This window comes from Ensifer sp. LBL, from assembly GCF_050435225.1.
Lineage (GTDB): Bacteria > Pseudomonadota > Alphaproteobacteria > Rhizobiales > Rhizobiaceae > Ensifer.
The window spans coordinates 659,372-674,875 of the sequence record NZ_JBNDJY010000002.1 but is presented as its reverse complement, the minus strand read 5'-3'; the positions used below and the strand labels follow the sequence as shown (position 1 = coordinate 674,875).

Genomic DNA, 15,504 nt, shown 5'->3' with positions numbered 1-15,504 from the left:
ATCGCCCGGCCACACCGGACGTCACTTGCGCACTGTTCGATCGACAGCAGGCCAGCTCCTCAACTGCCCTGCCGCAAACTGAATATGCAAACGATTGCACATCGGCGATTATGCGCAGCGTTTGCGCTTTGTCAAGCATCTATGCGAACGATTGCAAAACCTCTTGCAAGATTTTAAATGGAGGCGAGAGGTGACACATGCAGAAGAAACGAACCACGCTGAAGGACATTGCGCGCGCGACCGGCGTCCATGTGTCGACCGTATCGCGCGCCCTTGACCCGACCGAGCGGAAGAGCATCACGCCAGAGGTCGTGGCGAAGATCCAGGCGGCAGCCGAACGCCTGGACTATCGTCCCAACCGCATCGCCTTCGGGCTTCGCACCAACCGCACGATGACGGTCGGCGTCGTCATTCCGGATATCACCAATCCGATTTTCCCGCCGATCCTCCGAGGGATCGAAAGCGTTCTCGAACCGCTCGGCTATGCGTCGATCATCGTCAATACCGACAGCGAGCGCGAGCGCGAGGTTCGCCTTCTCGAAGTGTTGCGCGACCGGGGTGTCGACGGTCTCATCCATGCGGCGGTGCTCAGAAGCGACCCCTCGATCGCCAAGGCCGCCCAGGACGGCCTGTCGGTGGTAACGCTGAACCGGCGCGTCGAGAATTCCAACATCCCCTATGTCATCAATGACGAGGACATGGGCATCTGCGAAATGCTGCGTCACTTGACCAAGCTCGGCCATCGGCAGATCGCGCATCTCGCCGGGCCGCAGGATCTGTCGACCGGGCAATTGCGCCTGGCCGCCTTTCGCAATGCCGCCGAGAGAATGTCGATCGACATAGACCCGCAGCTCATCGTCACCGCCATGCGCTTTGACGAGGACGAAGGCGCCCGCTGCACGCGCGAGCTGCTGGCATCCGGACACAATTTCACCGCCGTGCTCTGCGCAAACGACCGCCTTGCGCTTGGCTGCATCGACGTCTTGCGGGAAAACGGCCTCGACTGTCCGTCGGACATTTCCGTCAGCGGCTTCAACGACATGCCGTTCCTGCAACTGGCGCGCCCAAGGCTCACGACCGTCCGCATTCAGCAATATGATGCGGGCATCACCGCTGCGTCGATCCTGCTGCGGCTGATGCACGCCGGCGCGGACGACGACATCCCGCTCGAAACCGTGCTGCCGGTGGAACTGCTGGAGCGCGAAAGCACCGGCCCGGTGGCAGCGCAGAAGCGCTGACAGTCCCCTAGCCGAAAATTCATCAGGGTTCGGCGGCTTCGGCCGCCTCTCGGATCGCTTTCCCCTGCGAACCTGCCTGTGCGGGCGTTCGTCAGTCGCATTCATGCAATCGTTTGCCTATTGTTTCATGCAATCGATTGCCTTAAAGTCGCATCGATCAATCGTCAAATTGCCGGACGGACGCTTCCGCCGGTCGAAAGACATCACGTCAAGAGGGAGGAACTTATGGCGTATCCGCGGTCCTTGGTTGGAAAGACAGTTCTCGTCATCGGCGGAAACGGCGCGATCGGCGCGGCGACAGGGCGGCTGTTTGCAGACGCCGGAGCGACCGTGCTCGTCACGCACATGCCGGGCGAACAGGGGGCCACAAGCGCGGACGCGGTAATTTCTTCGCTTGCGAACGCAGAACGTCATGCCCGATATGCCGTCGACATCACGAATTCCAACGCCCTTGGCGACCTTGCCCGCACCATCGAACAGAAATTCGGCAAGCTCGATGTGCTGGTCAATGCCGCAGGCTTCACCAAGCCCATCGCCCACCGGGATCTCGACGCGCTGACGGACGAGCTGATCGACGATATCTTCAAGGTGAACTGGCGTAGCCAGTTCGCAGCGATCCGCGCCTTCGCGCCGCTTCTGAAGAAGTCCGGCGACGGGCTCGTCGTCTCCATCTCGTCGATCGCCGCCTTCACCGGCGTCGGGTCTAACATCGCCTATTGCGCCGCCAAGGCCGGCATCGACGTGATGACCAAGGCGCTCGCCCGCGTTCTCGCACCGGAGATCCGGGTGCTTGCGATTTCTCCTGGTGTCGTCGACACGCAATTCGTTCCCGGGCGCGGCTCGGACTTCAACGAGAAGGTCGCGGCCTCGACCCCGCTCGGCCGCATCGGCGAAGTCGACGACATCGCCGCCGCCATCCTAGCGAGCGCAACGCTGCTCGGTTTCTCAACCGGCCACATCATCCAGGTAGATGGCGGCCGGGCGCTCTGAGACCGTAGAACTGCGCATTCGCGCGACAGAGTGGTCGCGCGGATGGATCGTTCCTCCTATAGTCCAGGGCACAGCCACGACATCAGATAACGGTTGCGGGAAGGTAAGCATCGAAATGGTCGAACAGGTCATCGACAACAGGCAGGATTCCCGATTTGAACTGCCGATCGGCGACGAGATAGCCGTCGCCTACTATCGACTGGAGGACGGCCGTGTCGTCCTCACGCACACGGAAGTACCGCAGGCCCTGTCGGGACAAGGGATCGGCACGCGGCTTGCTACTGGTGTCTTCGACATCCTGCGCGCGCAAAACGCGCGCGTCATCGCCAAGTGTCCCTTCATGGCCGCCTTTGCCGCCAAACACCCCGAATACGTGGCCCTGCTCGACGGCTGAGCACGGCACAGCCGCCACAGCGGTGGCCGTGGGCGCCTAACTGACTAACGGGCAGAGCCAGGGCACTCAGCTTTGAGGCGCCGCCCCACCCAATCCATCGAGCAAGGCGCGACGGGTGGCGGAAAGCTCTGGCGGCAATCGTTGGCCGAAGGACTGCAGCAAGGCGTCGTGGCTCTGCAGCTCCTTGGCGACTTCGACGGGATCGATCTTCATCAGCGCGTCGAAGGTTTCGCGGTCGCAGTCGAGGCCATCCCAGTCGAGGTCTTCGTAACCCGGCACAAGGCCGATCGACGCGGCGTCTCCGCCGCCGGTGTTCTCCGTCCTCTCAACGATCCATTTGAGCACGCGCATGTTTTGCCGGAAGCCCGGCCAGAGAAATGTGCCGTCCGCGTCTCGCCGGAACCAGTTGACGCGGAAGATCGCCGGTGCGTTCACAAGCCGGTCGCCGAGAGACAGCCAGTGCGCAAAGTAATCGGCCATGTTGTAGCCGCAGAAGGGCAGCATCGCGAAGGGATCGCGCCGGGTGGCGGCCTGGTTTTCGGCCGCCGCTGTCGCTTCAGACCCGAGCGTTGCCGCCCAGTAGACGCCCTCGCGCCAGTTCCTTGCCTCAAAGACGAGCGGAAAGGTGTGGGAGAGCCGCCCGCCAAAGATGAAGGCCGAGATCGGCACCCCGGCGGGGTCCGCGGCCGATGGATCCATGCTCGGGCAGCGGTCGCGCGAAACGGTGAAGCGGGCGTTCGGATGCGCGGCCGGGCGACCGGCCTCAGGCGTCCAGTCGAGCCCGCGCCAATCCACCAGCGCCGGCGGCGCCTCCTCCGTCAACCCCTCCCACCAGACGTCGCCATCGGGCGTGAGCGCGCAATTGGTGAAGATGGTATCGCGCGCGATCGCCGCCATCATGTTGGGATTGGTCTTCTCGTTGGTGCCCGGAGCAACCCCGAAAAAGCCGGCCTCCGGGTTGATGGCCCGCAGCCTGCCGTCCCCATCCGGCCGGATCCAGGCGATGTCGTCGCCGACGGTCTTGACCTTCCAGTCCGCAAAGGCCTCGGGCGGCAGAAGCATGGCGAAATTGGTCTTACCGCAGGCGGACGGAAAGGCGGCGGCGACGTAGGTGCTTCTGCCGGCGGGATCCTCCACGTCCATAATCAGCATGTGCTCGGCAAGCCACCCCTCCTGTCGGCCCTTCAGCGAGGCGGTCCGCAACGCCAGGCACTTCTTGCCAAGAAGCGCATTGCCGCCATAGCCGGAACCGAAGGATGCGATCGAGCCGTCGTCCTGGAAACTCACGATGTATTTGTGTTCCGCGTTGCAGGGCCACGGCACATCGCGATCAGCGGGCGCAAGCGGCGCCCCGACCGAGTGCAGGCAGCGCACGAATTCGCCCGCGCCAAGCGCGCGAAGGACAGGCAGACCGATATGCGCCATCAGCTTCATGCTGACCGCCACATAGGCGGAATCGGTGATCTGGACCCCGATCATCGAGAGGTCGGAGCCGGGTTTTCCCATGGCGAACGGGATCACATACATGGTGCGCCCGCGCATCGATCCTTTGAACAGCCGCGAAAGATCGGCGCGCATGCTGGCCGGATCGGCCCAATTGTTGGTCGGGCCTGCGTCGTCCCGGTCGGCCGTGCACACGAAAGTGCGTTGTTCGAGCCGGGCGACATCGCCAGGATCGGAGCGGCAGAGGAACGAGTTCGGGCGCTTCGTTTCGTTCAACGGGATAAAGGTGCCGGCGGCGACAAGGGTCTTGCAGAGACGTCGATACTCCGCATCGCTGCCGTCGCAGACATGGACCTGATCCGGTTCGCACAGGGTTCGGACATCGTCGATCCACTGGTTGAGTGCGGGGTTGGTTACGGCATTCGGCTCTTGCATGGATACGTCTCTCACTTGGCACCAATGAAGAGGGCGGAAGCGCCCTTACATGTTCGGATAGACCGGGCCTTCGCCGCCTTGGGGCGGCACCCAGTTGATGTTCTGGTTCGGGTCCTTGATGTCGCAGGTCTTGCAGTGCACGCAGTTCTGCGCGTTGATGACGAAGACGTCTTTTCCGTCCTTCTCCACCCACTCGTAGACCCCGGCCGGACAGTAGCGCGTCGACGGGCCGGCATAGACGTCATGCTCGGAGCGCTTCTGCAGATCCATGTCCTTCACCTGGAGATGGACCGGCTGATCCTCCTCGTGGTTGGTGTTCGACAGGAACACCGAGGACAGCCGATCGAAGGTTAAGACACCGTCCGGCTTCGGATAGTCGATCTTCTGGTGCTGGGCGGCCGGCTCGAGTGACTGCGCATCGGTCTTGCCATGCTTCAGCGTGCCGAAGAAGGAGAAGCCGAACAGCTGGTTGGTCCACATGTCGAGACCACCGAGCCCAACGCCGATCGCCGTGCCGAACTTCGACCACAGCGGCTTGACGTTCCTCACCCGCTTCAGATCCTGGCCGATGGCGCTGTCGCGCCAGCCGCGCTCGATCTCGATCGGCTCGTCATTGGCCCGACCCGCTTCGATCGCCGCCGCCAGTTTTTCCGCGGCAAGAATGCCCGAAAGCACCGCGTTGTGGCTGCCCTTGATGCGCGGCACGTTGACGAGGCCGGCCGAACAGCCGATCAGCGCGCCGCCGGGGAAGGAGAGCTTCGGCACCGACTGGTAGCCGCCCTCGGTGATCGCACGCGCGCCATAGGACAGCCGCTTGCCGCCCTCAAACGTGCCGCGGATCGCCGGATGCGTCTTGAAGCGCTGGAACTCCTCGAACGGGAAGAGATAGGGGTTCTTGTAATTGAGGTGCACGACGAAGCCGACGGCGACCATGTTGTCTTCGAGGTGATAGAGGAACGAGCCGCCACCGGTCTTCATGCCGAGCGGCCAGCCGAAGGAGTGCTGCACCAGGCCCGGACGATGGTTTTCCGGCTTCACCTGCCAGAGTTCCTTGAGGCCAATGCCGAACTTCTGGACATCGCTATCCCTGGAGAGATCGAACTTGGCGATCAGCTGCTTGGCGAGCGAGCCGCGCACGCCCTCGCCGATCAGCGTGTATTTGCCCAAGAGCGCCATGCCGCGGGCGAAGTTCGGTCCCGGCTCGCCGTTCCTCTCGATGCCCATGTCGCCAGTGGCCACACCAATGACGGCACCCTCGTCGTTGTAAAGCACTTCGGTTGCGGCAAAGCCCGGATAGATCTCGACGCCGAGTTCTTCCGCCTTTGTCGCCAGCCAGCGACAGACGTTGCCAAGCGAGACGATGTAGTTGCCATGATTGTTCATCAACGGCGGCATCAAAAAGTTCGGCAGGCGGATCGAGCCGGCGGGTCCTAAGAACAGGAAGTGGTCATCCTTCACTTCGGTCTTGAACGGATGGTCGGCGTCCTTACGCCAGTCGGGCAGCAGCCTATCGATGCCGATCGGATCGACGACGGCACCCGACAGAATATGCGCGCCGACCTCGGCGCCCTTTTCGAGCACGACCACCGAAAGCTCCGGATTGACCTGCTTCAGCCGGATCGCCGCCGCAAGACCCGCCGGTCCCGCACCCACGATCACAACGTCGAACTCCATGCTCTCGCGTTCAACCACCTGCATGCAACCCGCCTATCAATTGCCGGCGCGACAGAGAGCGTGCGCCGCGCGGAACGCGACGACCGCCCCTCGCCGGAGACCGTTGGTTCGCACGGCGACGAGCAATAAACGCTGCGTCGTCACCGTGCTGGATGTCTGGTTCAATACCGGCTCAGGGCGAACTCAGTCCTTCGGTGGCCAGGTCGGGATGGTGCCACGGCCCGACGGAAACCGGACGTTCTTCGAGCGCGTGAATTCGCGCAGCGTTTCCGCCGCATTTTCCCGGCCGAAGCCGCTTCCCTTCTGACCGCCGAAGGGCGAGCCGAGGAATGCGCGGCGCATGTAGTTGTTGATGAAGATCATGCCCGCTTCGAGCTTGGCTGCGATCTTACCGGCATGCGCCTCGTCGGTCGTGCAGATCGCCGCCGTCAGGCCGTATTCGCTGTCATTGGCGATGCGGATCGCTTCTTCCTCGGTCGAGAACCGCATGATGCTGGCGATCGGGCCGAACATCTCCTCGCGCGCCGGGGTCATGTCGGGCGTGACGTCGGCCAGAACCGTCGGCGCGACCCAGTAGCCGTCCTTCAAGCGCTGGTCGGTCGGCAGCTTGCCCTGGGTTACCAGGCGGGCTCCCTCCTTCATCGCGATATCGAGGTAGCCGAGAACCTTGTCGCGGTGTTTCGCATCGACCATGGCGCCGATATCGGTCGCCGGATCAAGCCCGTCGCCGACGACCAGCTTCTCGGTCGCCCGTGCGAACCGCTCCAGGAACTCGTCATGGATTCTATCGTGCACCAGGATGCGCGACGTCGATGTGCAGGCTTCGCCCTGATTGTAGAACATGCCTTCGAGCGCGACGCTGATCGCGACGTCGAGATCGGCATCGGGCAGCACGATCAGCGCGTTCTTTCCACCCAGTTCCATCGTGGCATAGGTGAGGTTCTGCGCGGCCGACTGCAGCACGCGCCGGCCTGTCATCGTCGACCCGGTGAAGGTGATGCGCTCGACCAGCGGATGGGAGGCAAGTGCCGGGCCGGAGGCCATGCCGGCGACCGCGTTGAGAACGCCCGGCGGCAGGATCTCGTTGGCGAGTTCGACGAGGCGCAGCACGGTCAAGGGCGCCTGTTCCCCCGGCTTGATGACGACGGTGTTGCCGGCAGCGAGTGCCGGCGCGCACTTCTTGGAAAAGTGGATCGGCGGCCAGTTGAAAGGCAGGATCGCGGCCACCACGCCGTAGGGCTCGTAGTTGATGCGCGCCTCGATCGGTCCCTGATCGAGGATCTCTCCGTGGATCGTATCGGCGAGACCGCCGAAATAGTCGAAGCAGGCATGGCAGAACGACACGTCGAAGCGGAGCGCATCGCGACGGGGCTTGCCCACTTCGCGCGCCTCGATCTCGGCCAGTTCGTCCACGTGCTTGCGGATATGTGCGGCGACCTCCCGCAGGATCTGGCCGCGCTCGCGCGGGGAGCGGTCGCGCCAGGCCTGGAAGGCGCCGCGCGCACTTCTGACGGCCTGGTCGACGTCGGCCTCCGATGCATTGGTCACATGCGCGATCGTCGCGCCGGTCGCCGGCTCCTCGACGCTGAACGTGGTGGCGCTGCCGTCGTCCAGAAATTCACCACCCACGAACAGGCCGGACATCCGCAGTGGCGCCCGCGCCTGATCCTCGACATTCTTAAGCATTGCTACTCCTCCCATGTTGCAATCAACCGCATATGCCGGACCGCATCCCGGTCGGACTTTCCTCTGTCCGTCGGACAATCCCGTTGTCCGACTGGGTTCGTGTGATCCGCCTAGCTCCTGCTCCTTGGCATCAGGCCCGGAGCCTGTGCGCCGAGGCCGCGCCGCGTCGTCGCGGGTACGGCGAGGTCGCTCAGCCGTTTCGCCCGATAGGCCGTCGGCGTCATTCCCACCGACTTTCGAAACGCCCGCAGGAAATACTTCTCGTCGTTGTAGCCGACGGCATAGGCGATCTGGCCGATCGGCTCGTCGGTCAGCACCAGGCGTTCGCGCGCGTCATCGATGCGCATCTCACGGATAAGCGCGTTGAAGCTGGTGCCCGTGTGCTGCCGCAACAGCGCGCAGAGGCGGCTGCGGGAAAGCCTGGCATACGCGGCCGCCTGATCGAGCGTCGGCGAGCGCAGGTAGTTCTCGGCGATGAAATCGGAGATCCGGCGCATGTGTCCGCTGTCCCGGCCGATCGCCGGCAGCACCGGCGACAGTTCGTCGAAACGATCCTCATAGGCCCGGCAAATCCTGCCGAGCATCAGCGTCAGTTCGGCGCGAATGATCTCCCCGGTGCAGATCCGGTCCTCGGCATGTTCCAGGATCATCTCCCGGCAAGCCTCCTCGACGCGTGCCGCCTCGGCTTCGTCGAGGTTGAAGTCGATATGCCCCTGCCAGGCAAACGGCGTGAGTTCAGGCGCGATGCGCACCAGTTCCTGTATCGGATAGGAGCGCGTGATGCCCGGCCGCAGGAAGTCGAGATCGAAGTAGATGACGACGGACCGCGACGCGCTGCTGAACCGCATCTGATGCGGCGTCATCGGTGCGATGAAATAGACCGAGCCCGGCTGCGGCTTGTAGGATTTGAGACCGACCCGCGCCGTCGGCCCCTCGCTCATGAAATAGACGATCTGGAAATAGTCGTGCTTATGGGCTGGATAGAGCCTCTGGGTCTTTTCGACGAGGCGAATGTGGAAACGGGGCGCGTCGGCCCGTTCGAGCGCGTAGGAACGAAAGGGCGCCGACAGGGTGTCGTCACCATCGTGATCCGGATCATCGCCCGGCTGCCCGTCTATCCTTGCCATCCCGTCCTCCCCGTTTGCCTCAGTGCCGACGCCGCTTGCTTCAAGTCGCGAGCGTACCCTTCAATTCGGGAACGGCCTCGAAGAGATCGGCGACGAGACCGTAGTCGGCCACCTGGAAGATCGGCGCTTCCGCGTCCTTGTTGATCGCGACGATCACCTTCGAATCCTTCATCCCCGCCAGATGCTGGATCGCGCCGGAAATGCCGCAAGCGATGTAGAGGTCGGGCGCGACGATCTTGCCGGTCTGGCCGACCTGAAGGTCGTTCGACACATAGCCGGCGTCAACGGCCGCGCGGCTTGCGCCCAGTGCCGCCCCCAGCGTGTCGGCGAGCGGCGCAAGCACCGTCTCGAAATTGTCGGCCGAGCCCATGCCGCGCCCGCCGGACACGACGATACGCGCCGAGGTCAGCTCCGGCCGCTCCGAAACTGCGACAGCATTGGCGACAAACGTCGACCGGGAGGCGCCTGGGGTAACGTCAACGGTCTCGATCGGCCTCGCCTCTCCCTGACCCACGGCTCGGAATGCCGACGCCCGGATCGTGAGGACGCGTTTCGGGTCTTTCGAGCGCACGGTCTGCACGATGTTGCCGGCATAGATCGGACGGCGAAACAGGTCGGGGCCGTCGATCGCGATCACGTCCGAGATCTGCATGACGTCGAGCAGCGCCGCGACGCGCGGCATCACGTTCTTGCCGGTCGAGGTGGATGCCGCGACGATGGCATCGTAGTTTCCAGACAGGGCGACAATCAGCTCGGCAAGCGGCTCGGCAAGCTGGTTGGCAAGGCTTCCCCCCTCCGCGACCAGCACCCTGGAGATGCCTTCGAGACAGGCGGCAGCCGGCCCCACGTCGTGACACCCTTTTCCCGCGACAAGCACATGGATGTCGTTGCCGAGGCAAAGGGCGGCGCTGACCGCCCTTGCCGTTGCCTCGTCCAGTTGCGCATTGCCGTGTTCGGCCAAGACAAGCACGCTCATGCCAGCACTCCCGCTTCCGTTTTCAGTCGTTCGACAAGCTCCGCCACCGATTTCACCTTCATGCCGGCGGCCCGTGTCGGCGGCTCTTCGAGGCGAACGACCTCCAGGCGCTCCTCGATGACCAGTCCGTAGTCCGAGGGCTGCTTTTCTTCCAAAGGCTTCTTCTTGGCCTTCATGATGTTCGGTAGCGACGCGTAGCGTGGTTCGTTGAGGCGCAAATCCGCCGTGACGATCGCCGGTAGCGCAAGCGCAATCGTCTGCGATCCGCCATCGATCTCGCGAATGATGGTGGCGCGGTCGCCGTCGACGGTGAGCTGCGAGGCAAAGGTCGCCTGCGGCCAACCGAGTTTGGCCGCCAGCATCTGTCCGGTCTGGTTGCAATCGTCGTCGACGGCCTGTTTGCCAAGAAGGATCAGGGCCGGCTGTTCTTCACCGGCGACGGCGCTGAGCACCTTGGCAACCGCCAGCGGCTCGGTCGTCGCCTCCGTCCTGACGAGGAGGCCGCGATCGGCCCCCATCGCCAGTGCGGTGCGCAATGTCTCCGTCGCCTTTTCGGGGCCGACAGAAACGACGACCACCTCGGAGGCGATGCCCGCCTCCTTGAGGCGGACCGCCTCTTCGACCGCGATCTCGTCGAACGGGTTCATCGTCATCTTGACCGCGGCGAGGTCGAGACCGCTGCCATCGGACCGTAGCCTCACCTTCACGTTCGGATCGGCAACGCGCTTTATCGCGACCAGTATCTTCATCTTCGTCCTCCCGAGCCCGCCATTCCCTCCGGCAGGCCCTAGTTCTCAGGGCCCGCGTATTTGCCGGCGGTCGCCGGGAACATGGTCTTGATAATCTTCATCCGGCTGACATCGACGGTCGCGTCCATGTGCAGGAAGATCGCCGCGTCGCGGAACAGCTTCTCGATGCCGAACTCCAGCATCGCGCCGTTGCCGCCATGCAGTTCCAGCGCGTGGGTCGCGACCTTCATGATCTCTTCCGAGGCGTAGACCTTGGCCATGTTGCAGAGAACATCCATGTCCGGATGGCCCTCGTCGACGGCCCTCGACGCCCGCTCGATCAGGGCGCGCACCGCCTCGATCCGCGTCGCCATGTCGGCAAGCCGCAGGGCCACGGCCTGGTGCTTGATGAGAATACGCCCACCCTGCACGTAGTTCTGGACATAGTCGGCCGTGCGCTCGAAGCAGGCGACGCCGACGCCGAGGTTCTTGGCCGCCTGGATAATCTTGCCGGCCCGGAAATACTGCCCGGCGCTGCCAAGGGCGGTGTTCTGGACGAGAAGGTGATCGGCCGGCACCTGGCAGTCCTCGAACACCAGTTCGCCGTTGTTCATGAAACGGCAGCCCATGGTCTCGTTGCACTTCGTCACCGTCAGGCCGGGCGTGTCGCGGGGCACGAGGAAACTCGAAGTTCCCTGCAGCATGCCAACGGAGGAGTCCGTATTGGCATAGACGACATAGAGGCTCGCATCGAAGCCGTTCGAGATGAACTGCTTGCGGCCGTTGATCACCCAGTGCCCGTCCTTGAGCACGGCCTTCGTGTGCATCGCCGCCTCGGGCACATTGTAGGGCAGCCAGCGATCGGAAGCGCCGCGCGGCTCGGTCAGGCAATGGGCCAGCAGGAACTGCGGGTCCGCCAGAAGACGCGGGAACCACTTGTCCTGCAGGTGCTTCGGCGCGAATTCGCGCAGGAGGATCGAGACCTTCCAGTTCTGCACCAGCTTGTCGGCAAGGCCGGAGTCGCCGCGAGCGATTTCTTCGGAGATCAGCGCGAAGGTCCTGACCTCCGTCTCGCGCTCCAGGTCGACGCCGCCATAGGCTTCCGGCACGCCGAGCGTGCGGACGCCGATCGTTTCGGCACCCTCCAGGATCGAGCGCGGCAGCCGCTCGCCCGGGCTCATGTCCCATTCGCGCTGCCAGTTCGATCGAATGAAAGGCGTCACCGCGTCGTCGACGAAGGCGCGGCAGCTGTCGCGCATCATTCGCTGTTCCTGGGACAGTGAGCCGTCATCGGCGTGGATCATTTCTCGCTCCCTTGGTTCTGATCTGGCGGGTTCCTCATCCTGCCGACAGATTGGTAGCTTGCCGTTCCCGTGGAGATGAGGTTCGAGTGTGCTCTTTTGGTGGACTATCGTCCAATTCGACGTGGACTTTCTGCGCGCCTGGGAAGCAATTGAGCGTCGGCCTTTGCCTCAACGGCTCCCCATCCCATCGCAGTCTCAATCGGCACGTGCCAAACTCCTTGTCCTATTTTTAAGACACTATGGCTCGAATTCGGTGCCTACCGCCGGTTTGTAGCGTCCGTATCTCTTTTCAGCCCGCTATCTCAGGCGTGGCGATGACGGCTCGGCCACATCCGACGCCGCAGCTGCCGGAGAAAGCAACGCGAACACCCGCGACCTCCGCCAGTTTGTTTCACCGATCCTGTTGAGGAGAGTGCCTTGATCCGCCGGTTTTCGACCTTCTGCCTCGCCGCGGCGCAGCTTGCCGTTTTCACGCAACCGTCCCTGGCAAACGATCGCCCCGACCTCGTGCTCAGAAACGGCACGATCGTCACCATGGACGAGGCCTGGCCGGCGGCGGAAGCGCTTGCCATTGCCAATGGCCGCATCGTGGCGGTCGGCAGCGACGAAGACATCGCAAAGCTGGTGCAGCCTGACACCGAGGTGCTCGACCTTGGCGGCCGCACGGTCATTCCCGGTCTCGTCGACACGCATATCCACGCGATCCGCGGCGGCCAGACCTATCCTTTCGAGACCTACTGGCATGACGAAACGAGCCTTGCGAGTGCGCTCGAAGCCTTGAAGACTGCGGCGCGCGATCGCGCCAGGGACCAGTGGGTCGCGGTCGTCGGCTCCTGGCATCCGGACCAGTTCGCCGAGCGCCGTCCGCCCGAGCTTGCCGACCTCGACAAGGCTCTGCCGGATACCCCGGCCTATGTGCAATATCTCTATGACTACGCGCTCGTGAACACCAAGGGGATCGAGCTGCTCGCGCTCGACAGCGCCGAACCGAAACTGCCGCCCGGCGTCAGGATCGAGCGCAACGGTGAGAGCCGTGCGACGGGCAAGCTCTTCGGCAACATCGGCTCGTTCAACGTGCTCTTCGGACAACTCAGCGCGATTGGGGAGGAAGAGCGCAAGGCGAACCTCAAGGTGTTCTTCTCGCATCTCAATGCGGTCGGGGTTACCGGCTTCATCGACCCCTCCGCAGGGCCGGCGGCCGGCTACGAACCGTTCTTTGCGCTTCGCGACGAAGGCGGTCTGACTCTGAGGGCCGGCTACCGCATTCCGGCGGCCCACCCCGGCAAGGAAGCCGAATGGTTCCGCGAGATCATGTCGTTCCGTCCCGCCGTCCACGACGACGGCACGCTGAGCTTCCTCGGGCTTGGCGAATCCCTGGTTTTTGCGATGAACGACGGCGTGCAGATGGGGCCGGGCTTTGCGCCGCCCAAGGAAGCCCGCGACGAACTCCTGAAAGTCGCACAGTTTGCTGCGGAACGGCGCATCCCCGTCGAGATCCACGCCTATACCGATGATGCCGCGAGCGCGATCCTCGACGTTTTCGAGGAGGTGCACAAGACACATCCGCTCAACGACCTCCGGTGGTCGATCGCGCACCTCAACACCGGATCGGAGCGGACCCTCGACCGGATGCGGAAGATGGGCCTCGCCTACACCGTCCAGATGGGTCCCTATTTCGAGGGAGCGGCGATCGCCGACGCCAACGGCGCCGATATCGCGGCCCTTTCGCCGCCGACACGCCTTGCCATCGACAAGGGGCTGCTGGTGGCAGGCGGCACCGACTCCACGCGCATCGGCGTCGCCGGCGTCTGGCAGGCGATAGAATACCACCTGACGGGGCGTTCGCTGGGAGGCACTGTGCAGAAGGCGAGCGACCAGTTGCTGACGCGCGAAGAGGCGCTCAGGCTTTACACCCGCAATGCCGCATGGATCGGCTTTGCCGAAAAGGATCGCGGCACGCTTTCCGAAGGCAAGCTCGCCGATCTCGCCGTGCTCGACAAGCCTTACATGACGATGCCGGTCGACGAGATCGATACCATCCGATCGGTGTTGACCCTGCTCGGCGGCAAGGTCGTATACGATGCCGGCACCCTCCGGTCCGCCGGGCAATAGCGGGGGACAGAGGGGCAGCCGTCACGGCCTGTTGTCAAGGCAACCCGGCCGCAACATAGCGATCATCGCCGGGAGTAACGCGTCCCGGCGAAAGGCGTTGCAGCCACCGTGTTCGACGCGAGGTATTGGGCCAGACTCGACAGTCGCCGGGTGAGACCAAGAGCCTAAGCGACCACCAGTCCCGCCGGGCCGGCCACCGTTTCCCCGATCACCGCTGCGCCAAAGCCGTGCTTGCCGAAGAGGCCGAGCACCGCCTGCGCGGACGACCGGTCACAGGCGACGAGCAAGCCGCCGCTCGTCTGCGGATCGCAAAGCAGCGCCTTGTCGATCGCGCCCATCTCGCGCACAAAGGTCACGTCCTGCCCGTAGCTTGCCCAGTTCCGCCCGGAGGCGCCGGTGGCGAAACCGGCGGCAGCGAGATCGAAAGCACCCTCCAGAAGGGGAACGGCGGACCAGTCGATCCGGACCTGGCAGTTCGATCCACGCGCCATTTCGAGCGCGTGGCCGGCAAGGCCAAAGCCCGTCACGTCGGTCATGGCATGGACGCCGGGAAGCCGCGCGAGATCGGGCCCGGCCGCGTTGAGGCGGGTGGTGCTATCAAGCATGCGGGCATAGCCGGCTTCATCGAGCGCGCCCTTTTTCAACGCCGCGGAAAAGATGCCGACGCCGAGCGGCTTGCCGAGGATCAGCACGTCACCCGGCTCGGCTCCGCTGTTGCGCTTGAGATGGGCCGGATCGACGAGCCCGATCGCGACGAGACCGTAGATCGGCTCGACGGAATCGATCGTGTGGCCGCCGGCGATCGGAATGCCGGCCGCCCGACAGGCCACCGCCCCGCCGTCGAGGATGGCGCCAATGGTCTCCGTCGACAGCACGTTGACCGGCATGCCGACCAGCGCCAGCGCAAAGATCGGCGTGCCGCCCATGGCATAGATGTCGCTGATGGCATTGGTCGCGGCGATCCGGCCGAAATCGTGGGGATCGTCAACGATGGGCATGAAGAAGTCCGTGGTGGCGACCACCGCCTGACGGTCGTTGAGGCGATAGACCGCCGCATCGTCAGAGGTTTCGATGCCGACCAGCAGCTCCGGCGGCACCGGCAGCTGGACGCGCCCCCGCAAGATTTCCTGCAGCACGCCCGGCGCGATCTTGCAGCCGCAGCCGCCGCCATGGGCAAGCGAGGTCAGGCGAGGCTCGGAGGCGGGCAGGCTGCTCACGATCAGAACTCCCTCGATGCAATGGTATCGATGGCGGCCTTGCCGACCACGGACGCGATCATGACCGATCATTTCCGGCAAGGCCATGACTTTTCGTGACAAAAGCCGATCAAATCGGCCTTGACACGCCGGCTCTGAGGCTCGACCATTCGTTTCAAGACCGATACGCATGGAAGAGGA

At 64.0% G+C, this 15,504-nt stretch carries 12 protein-coding genes; 4 read left to right on the top strand and 8 right to left on the bottom strand.

Annotated features, from left to right (window positions below; translation table 11 throughout):
* Nucleotides 1-197 precede the first annotated feature (197 nt).
* The 3 genes from OKW20_RS10345 to OKW20_RS10335 all read left to right on the top strand — a co-directional run bounded on the left by OKW20_RS10345 (nucleotide 198) and on the right by OKW20_RS10335 (nucleotide 2,622).
* Nucleotides 198-1,238, top strand: coding sequence for a LacI family DNA-binding transcriptional regulator (locus OKW20_RS10345; protein ID WP_429171988.1), 1,041 nt, complete (start codon nucleotides 198-200; stop codon nucleotides 1,236-1,238).
* A 225-nt stretch (nucleotides 1,239-1,463) separates the two neighbouring features.
* Complete coding sequence (locus OKW20_RS10340) at nucleotides 1,464-2,228, top strand: SDR family NAD(P)-dependent oxidoreductase (RefSeq protein WP_429171987.1); 765 nt, start codon at nucleotides 1,464-1,466, stop codon at nucleotides 2,226-2,228.
* A 115-nt stretch (nucleotides 2,229-2,343) separates the two neighbouring features.
* Nucleotides 2,344-2,622: a GNAT family N-acetyltransferase gene (locus OKW20_RS10335; RefSeq protein ID WP_429171985.1), complete on the top strand. Its 279-nt coding sequence runs from the start codon at nucleotides 2,344-2,346 to the stop codon at nucleotides 2,620-2,622.
* A gap of 66 nt (nucleotides 2,623-2,688) precedes the next feature.
* On the opposite strand, the gene OKW20_RS10330 is transcribed toward OKW20_RS10335, so the two are convergent.
* From OKW20_RS10330 to OKW20_RS10300, 7 genes are all read right to left on the bottom strand, one after another.
* Entirely contained in the window at nucleotides 2,689-4,500 is a 1,812-nt protein-coding gene (locus OKW20_RS10330) for a phosphoenolpyruvate carboxykinase (GTP) (RefSeq protein WP_429171983.1), read from the bottom strand.
* A gap of 45 nt (nucleotides 4,501-4,545) precedes the next feature.
* Nucleotides 4,546-6,198 carry an electron transfer flavoprotein-ubiquinone oxidoreductase gene (locus tag OKW20_RS10325; RefSeq protein WP_429171982.1) on the bottom strand — a complete coding sequence of 551 codons (1,653 nt, stop codon included), beginning with the start codon at nucleotides 6,196-6,198 and terminating at the stop codon, nucleotides 4,546-4,548.
* A 159-nt stretch (nucleotides 6,199-6,357) separates the two neighbouring features.
* A complete protein-coding gene (locus tag OKW20_RS10320) occupies nucleotides 6,358-7,860 on the bottom strand; it encodes an aldehyde dehydrogenase family protein (RefSeq protein WP_429171980.1) in 1,503 nt (500 codons plus the stop codon).
* A 110-nt stretch (nucleotides 7,861-7,970) separates the two neighbouring features.
* Nucleotides 7,971-8,987 carry an AraC family transcriptional regulator gene (locus tag OKW20_RS10315; RefSeq protein WP_429171978.1) on the bottom strand — a complete coding sequence of 339 codons (1,017 nt, stop codon included), beginning with the start codon at nucleotides 8,985-8,987 and terminating at the stop codon, nucleotides 7,971-7,973.
* Nucleotides 8,988-9,027: 40 nt separating this feature from the next.
* Entirely contained in the window at nucleotides 9,028-9,963 is a 936-nt protein-coding gene (locus OKW20_RS10310) for an electron transfer flavoprotein subunit alpha/FixB family protein (RefSeq protein ID WP_429171976.1), read from the bottom strand.
* A complete protein-coding gene (locus OKW20_RS10305) occupies nucleotides 9,960-10,712 on the bottom strand; it encodes an electron transfer flavoprotein subunit beta/FixA family protein (protein WP_429171974.1) in 753 nt (250 codons plus the stop codon). Before OKW20_RS10305 ends, OKW20_RS10310 begins: the two co-directional genes overlap by 4 nt.
* A 38-nt stretch (nucleotides 10,713-10,750) precedes the next feature.
* The gene (locus OKW20_RS10300; RefSeq protein WP_429171972.1) at nucleotides 10,751-11,995 is read right to left on the bottom strand and encodes an acyl-CoA dehydrogenase family protein; all 1,245 of its coding nucleotides are present in this window, start codon (nucleotides 11,993-11,995) and stop codon (nucleotides 10,751-10,753) included.
* Between the two features lie 417 nt (nucleotides 11,996-12,412).
* On the opposite strand from OKW20_RS10300, the gene OKW20_RS10295 reads away from it, so the two are divergent.
* Complete coding sequence (locus tag OKW20_RS10295) at nucleotides 12,413-14,107, top strand: amidohydrolase (RefSeq protein WP_429171970.1); 1,695 nt, start codon at nucleotides 12,413-12,415, stop codon at nucleotides 14,105-14,107.
* A gap of 164 nt (nucleotides 14,108-14,271) precedes the next feature.
* On the opposite strand, the gene selD is transcribed toward OKW20_RS10295, so the two are convergent.
* A complete protein-coding gene (selD, locus tag OKW20_RS10290) occupies nucleotides 14,272-15,315 on the bottom strand; it encodes a selenide, water dikinase SelD (protein WP_429172330.1) in 1,044 nt (347 codons plus the stop codon).
* Nucleotides 15,316-15,504: the final 189 nt, after the last annotated feature.

What these genes read in the sequence shown, in the direction of transcription:
- OKW20_RS10345 (WP_429171988.1), top strand. Translation starts at nt 198, where the DNA reads ATGCAGAAGAAACGAACCACGCTGAAGGACATTGCGCGCGCGACCGGC.
- OKW20_RS10340 (WP_429171987.1), top strand. Translation starts at nt 1,464, where the DNA reads ATGGCGTATCCGCGGTCCTTGGTTGGAAAGACAGTTCTCGTCATCGGC.
- OKW20_RS10335 (WP_429171985.1), top strand. Translation starts at nt 2,344, where the DNA reads ATGGTCGAACAGGTCATCGACAACAGGCAGGATTCCCGATTTGAACTG.
- OKW20_RS10330 (WP_429171983.1), bottom strand. Translation starts at nt 4,500, where the DNA reads ATGCAAGAGCCGAATGCCGTAACCAACCCCGCACTCAACCAGTGGATC.
- OKW20_RS10325 (WP_429171982.1), bottom strand. Translation starts at nt 6,198, where the DNA reads ATGCAGGTGGTTGAACGCGAGAGCATGGAGTTCGACGTTGTGATCGTG.
- OKW20_RS10320 (WP_429171980.1), bottom strand. Translation starts at nt 7,860, where the DNA reads ATGCTTAAGAATGTCGAGGATCAGGCGCGGGCGCCACTGCGGATGTCC.
- OKW20_RS10315 (WP_429171978.1), bottom strand. Translation starts at nt 8,987, where the DNA reads ATGGCAAGGATAGACGGGCAGCCGGGCGATGATCCGGATCACGATGGT.
- OKW20_RS10310 (WP_429171976.1), bottom strand. Translation starts at nt 9,963, where the DNA reads ATGAGCGTGCTTGTCTTGGCCGAACACGGCAATGCGCAACTGGACGAG.
- OKW20_RS10305 (WP_429171974.1), bottom strand. Translation starts at nt 10,712, where the DNA reads ATGAAGATACTGGTCGCGATAAAGCGCGTTGCCGATCCGAACGTGAAG.
- OKW20_RS10300 (WP_429171972.1), bottom strand. Translation starts at nt 11,995, where the DNA reads ATGATCCACGCCGATGACGGCTCACTGTCCCAGGAACAGCGAATGATG.